The following is a 4,355-nucleotide window of genomic DNA, read 5'->3' on the forward strand; positions in this document are numbered from 1 at the left end:
ATTCGACCCGTAAACATACAGGCTCGATGAGGCAACTGGGGCAAATGAAGCGCTCAAAATCTCAAAGTGCGGACTTTGTTGACGGGGACTTAGAAACCCCGTCCGTCTACACGGCGGGGTAGTTCATAGCTTTGAAGCATTACCAAGTGGAGGTCGCATTTATATAAGTGAAATATTATTAGGAGATGGAAAAGATAACCCTCCAATTGCTACTTCATTTTCAATGTGCCTGTTTTGGGTTACTGAGGGTAAACAATACACTGCTAATGAGTTTAATCAACTTTTGCAAGAAGTTGGGTTTGAAGAAATATCAATAGTTCAAACTCATGTTTATTATTCACTCGTTAGTGCTAGAAAACCTTAACAAAGTTAGAAGTCATCAAATCCGGTAGTATTGGTATAGAAAAATGTAGAAACCGGGTTTGTTTCAAATACCTAGCACTTAAGGTCTACTTCCTACAAACCCGGTTTATTATCATTTTCTTTGTGGGTTTAATACCCCACCGTCAACGGGGGTGTTCACGCATTACTTGGGGGAGCGAATCCCCATGTAATTTTCCTCCTGTCTCCTGTCTCCTGTCTCCTGTCTCCTTCTTCAAAACACTTGAAAGCAAGGGGATTTGATATAGTTGTTTTTGTAAGAAGCATTTGAACAACCTACAAAAACACTTCAATACACCATTTTAAGCTTGACGTGCCACTACTAATTGCCTATTCCCTTTTTCCTACTGAAGAGATTTCCAAAGATTTTGAATTAGCATTATTTGCTTACCAATTGGGAGATAACGTTCAAGAGACAAAATATTCTGATCATTTTGAAAATCTGCAAAATTCTGCTGAAATGCTGCATAAATTTTCAGGTTCATATTTAATAGTTGATCGTCAACAATATTCAAAATTAATTGTTCTTGATTGTTAAAGTTGTCGTCATCCCTAATAATTAATTTACCAGGACGAAGAGCAAAATCACCAGAATAGTCAAATTTCATCCAAAAATCCACTTCTATATTGGGCTGAGTATTGTCTTGATCAAAATAAATTTTTAAACGCCGTTCCTGAATATCCCATAGGGGATATTCTTTTTTGATTGCAGGATTTGGTTGCATATCAATGTTAGAACGAACATAAATTTTATCTTGAATATTTTTTACCTGATAAATAGCATTGACAAATGTATTTGTACCGCTAACTTCTGGAAGTGACAAATAATTATTAAAATCAATTATTCCTATTGAAGAGAGTAACTGTAAAGCATGAGGCAATTCAAGTAATGGTGGGTCTGTAGTATATGCTAAACCATTTTCTTTAGAAAAATAAATTTCTACTTTATATAAATTAGGAATACTCGAATAATTACTTGAAGTTAGGGAAAGCTTTTGTTTTTTTTCCTTGATAAATTTTTGGATTTCTCGTTTAATAAATTTAGGAAAGTCTGAATAATACCACTGAGAAGCAACTGCTGCTTTTATTTTATTTTTATGAATTATTTCTGCGATTTCCAGCATTTATTCTAGGTTTGTTACAACTGGCTTAGGTAATATAAAGTGTTTGACACCAGCTTCAATATATAACATTAGTTGTTCATAAACTAATTATGGCTTTAAAGCTATCTCGATTACTTGTCTGGCTTTTTGTTGGTTATTTAAGTATTTAAAATAGTTATCATGCCATTGACGAAAACTCTGAAATAGATAAGTTTGTGGTTGATTCTGACCTAAAATACTATCAGCAAATAAGGAGGAAGTAATTACTGGATCGACAATAGATACTATTTCCCAAAAATATTCATTTTTAGCATATTTAGTTCCAATATAATTTTTTCCGTAACGTCCATAACCAACAATTGTTGTTGGAAAAATTGAAGCTTGATCGGATAGATGAGACTGACTGTCAGGATTTTTGGTAGCAACCGAGTCAGTTTGATGTTGTAGTAATTTTTTTTGCCCTTTCATAATTTTCTTATAATTTATTTAGGTTACTATAACATTCTTAAACAAACTTAAACTATGACAGGAGATAGAAGGTTAATTATTGATATTCGGTCGCTTCAGACTTTCCATCACAAACATTTGGTCAACTCACAGCTAAAGCTAAAGATTATTTAGATGCAGGTGTATTAAGGGTGTGGGTTGTTGATAGTAAAGCTAGAAGTATTACAGTTTTTTTGTATTCAGATGCAGTACCACAAACTTATATAGGAAATCCCCTATTTAGGAACTCTTTATTTGAAGGATTAGAATTAACTGCTGGAGAAGTATTAATAAGGGGAGAATTTCCACTAAAATTACTTCCAGTTACAGGGAAAAAAGATGAGTACAAAATTTGCTGTAAATTATCACTCCTGACTCTTGACTACCACCAAAATATTACAATATAAATACTCAAAAGTCGGCATAATTTTAAAGACGAAATGGTACAAATAAAAAATCAACTTACATTACAAGAGTTTCTTGAACTTCCACCAGGAGAAGGAGATATTATTTATGAATTTATTGATGGAAAAGCAATCGCAAAAATGTCACCCAAATTTTTTCACTCTAAAATAACTCGTGCTTTGCTTTATTTAATAGATGAATGGTGCGAGGGAAAAGGGCAAGTTTTTCCAGAATGGGCGGTTAAATTAACTCGTCAAGGGAAAGATTGGGTGCCTATACCAGAAATTTTATATGTTTCTTATGAGCGCTTATCTCCAGAATGGATAGCAGATGATTTTTGTCCTGTTTTGCCCGATCTAGTAATAGAAATAATTTCTCCTGGGCAAACATTTGGTCAACTCACAGCTAAAGCTAAAGATTATTTAGATGCAGGTGTATTAAGGGTGTGGGTTGTTGATAGTAAAGCCAGGAGTATTACAGTTTTTTATCCAGATGCACCACCACAAACTTATATGGGAGATACCCTATTGATAGATTCTCTATTTGAAGGATTAGAATTAACTGCTGAACAAGTATTTACCAAAGCCGGAATTCCTACTTTTTTTCATAAAAATGTTTAATTGAAGAAGGAGACAGGAGACAGGAGACAGGAGACAGGAGGAAAATTACTTATGGATTCGCTCCCCCAAGTAATGCGTGAACACCCCCGTTGACGGTGGGGTATTAAACCCACAAAGAAAATGATAATAAATATTGTACTAATTGTACTATATGATTTGAGGCGTTGGTTATTTGAGATATGATATCATGTCCGGATAAGAGGGCGAACAAAAAACTTTCTCTTCTATTATTCTTTGTTCTTATTTCTTCCCTCCCAACCCACCCCTGGGAGGGGTTAGGGGTGGGTTGATTCCTAAAGAATTAAGATTAATCTCATACACGCTCTTCAGCAACGCCTGATTTTAATATACATTTAATTTCCTATTGAAGAAGGAGACAGGAGACAGGAGACAGGAGACAGGAGACAGGAGACAGGAGGAAAATTACATGGGGATTCTAACCCCAAGTAATTTTGAACACCGTGTAGACGGTGGGGTATTAAACCCACAAAGAAAATGATAATTTATTGATAATAATTAATTTTATTTTTGATTTTTGGAGATGTCTATTAGATATCTCCGAGAAAGAATAGACTTTTTGCAGAAGTAGGCAATAGGCAATAGGGAATAGGGAAGAAAATTTCTGAAAAAAGACACAAAAAATGATCTATATGTCTAATTTCCGGAGATGTCTAATTAGAGGTAAAAAGGATTAAGTTTAGATTCAATGTCATTTTGTTAAGGAAAAGTTGTTATTATGTCTTTTACATTTAAACAAGGATTATTCCAATTTGATTTCACAGACCATCACGCAATTTTAGGGGTTTCTCTAGATGCAGAATTTGGTGAGATTCGTAAACGGTATATGCGAGTGGCGCGTCGTTTACATCCTGATACTTCACCCTTTGAAAGTGAAACTGATAAAGAATTTGCTAATCAGTTGTTATCTAAGTTGGTGAGTCCTGCTTATAATAAATTTTCTAAGGAAGGCGATCGCGCTGAACTTTTTGTTGTTCTCAAAAATCTCAGTAATACTGTTTCTCAACAGCGCAGTCAAATTCAGTTGACTACTGATGCAGCAAAAAAAATTGCTAAGGCGGGAGATTATCAAAACATATATAAGGAAACTCTCAAGGAATTAAGCGATCGCGAATATGAATCTATTGACAAAACTTTAGATATCATTGGAGAAATTAGTGAACTGAATTTAGCTTATTTACTGCGCAAAAGTGGTTCTGGAGTTGTTAAACCCTCACCTCCACCTACACCGAAACCTCCTAGTGATTCTGCCAAACCCACAACTATAAAACCCTCAACTAAAAATCCTTTGGTAGAGCAAGCTTGTAATAGGGCTAAAATATTAATATCTAATAAAAATTAT

Annotated in this window: 6 protein-coding genes and 1 pseudogene; 5 read left to right on the plus strand and 2 right to left on the minus strand. The window is 34.4% G+C overall.

Annotated features, from left to right (window positions below; translation table 11 throughout):
* Positions 1–145: 145 nt before the first annotated feature.
* Positions 146–364, plus strand: a pseudogene (locus F6K13_RS20360) (ubiquinone/menaquinone biosynthesis protein); the annotation flags it as partial.
* A gap of 361 nt (positions 365–725) precedes the next feature.
* Here the strand turns inward: F6K13_RS20360 and F6K13_RS20365 are convergent.
* A complete protein-coding gene (locus tag F6K13_RS20365) occupies positions 726–1,505 on the minus strand; it encodes a hypothetical protein (RefSeq protein ID WP_124144524.1) in 780 nt (259 codons plus the stop codon).
* A gap of 87 nt (positions 1,506–1,592) precedes the next feature.
* Positions 1,593–1,952 (minus strand): hypothetical protein, encoded by a 360-nt coding sequence (locus F6K13_RS20370; RefSeq protein WP_124144523.1) that lies wholly within the window; start codon positions 1,950–1,952, stop codon positions 1,593–1,595.
* Positions 1,953–2,122: 170 nt separating this feature from the next.
* Here F6K13_RS20370 and F6K13_RS35270 point away from each other — a divergent pair, with 170 nt between their 5' ends.
* The 4 genes from F6K13_RS35270 to F6K13_RS20390 all read left to right on the plus strand — a co-directional run.
* The gene (locus F6K13_RS35270) at positions 2,123–2,377 is read left to right on the plus strand and encodes a hypothetical protein (RefSeq protein WP_338043166.1); all 255 of its coding nucleotides are present in this window, start codon (positions 2,123–2,125) and stop codon (positions 2,375–2,377) included.
* A 33-nt stretch (positions 2,378–2,410) separates the two neighbouring features.
* Entirely contained in the window at positions 2,411–2,995 is a 585-nt protein-coding gene (locus F6K13_RS20380; RefSeq protein WP_124155779.1) for a Uma2 family endonuclease, read from the plus strand.
* Between the two features lie 364 nt (positions 2,996–3,359).
* Positions 3,360–3,494, plus strand: a complete 135-nt coding sequence (locus F6K13_RS20385) for a hypothetical protein (protein WP_275670293.1) — start codon at positions 3,360–3,362, stop codon at positions 3,492–3,494.
* Positions 3,495–3,731: 237 nt separating this feature from the next.
* A partial coding sequence (locus tag F6K13_RS20390; protein WP_287288194.1) for a J domain-containing protein occupies positions 3,732–4,355 on the plus strand: 624 nt, incomplete at its 3' end.

The organism is Okeania sp. SIO2B9 (assembly GCF_010672505.1).
Lineage (GTDB): Bacteria > Cyanobacteriota > Cyanobacteriia > Cyanobacteriales > Microcoleaceae > Okeania > Okeania hirsuta.

Excerpts from the sequence above, each read along its gene's own strand:
- F6K13_RS20365 (WP_124144524.1), bottom strand. The coding sequence starts at position 1,505 with ATGCTGGAAATCGCAGAAATAATTCATAAAAATAAAATAAAAGCAGCA.
- F6K13_RS20370 (WP_124144523.1), bottom strand. The coding sequence starts at position 1,952 with ATGAAAGGGCAAAAAAAATTACTACAACATCAAACTGACTCGGTTGCT.
- F6K13_RS20380 (WP_124155779.1), top strand. The coding sequence starts at position 2,411 with ATGGTACAAATAAAAAATCAACTTACATTACAAGAGTTTCTTGAACTT.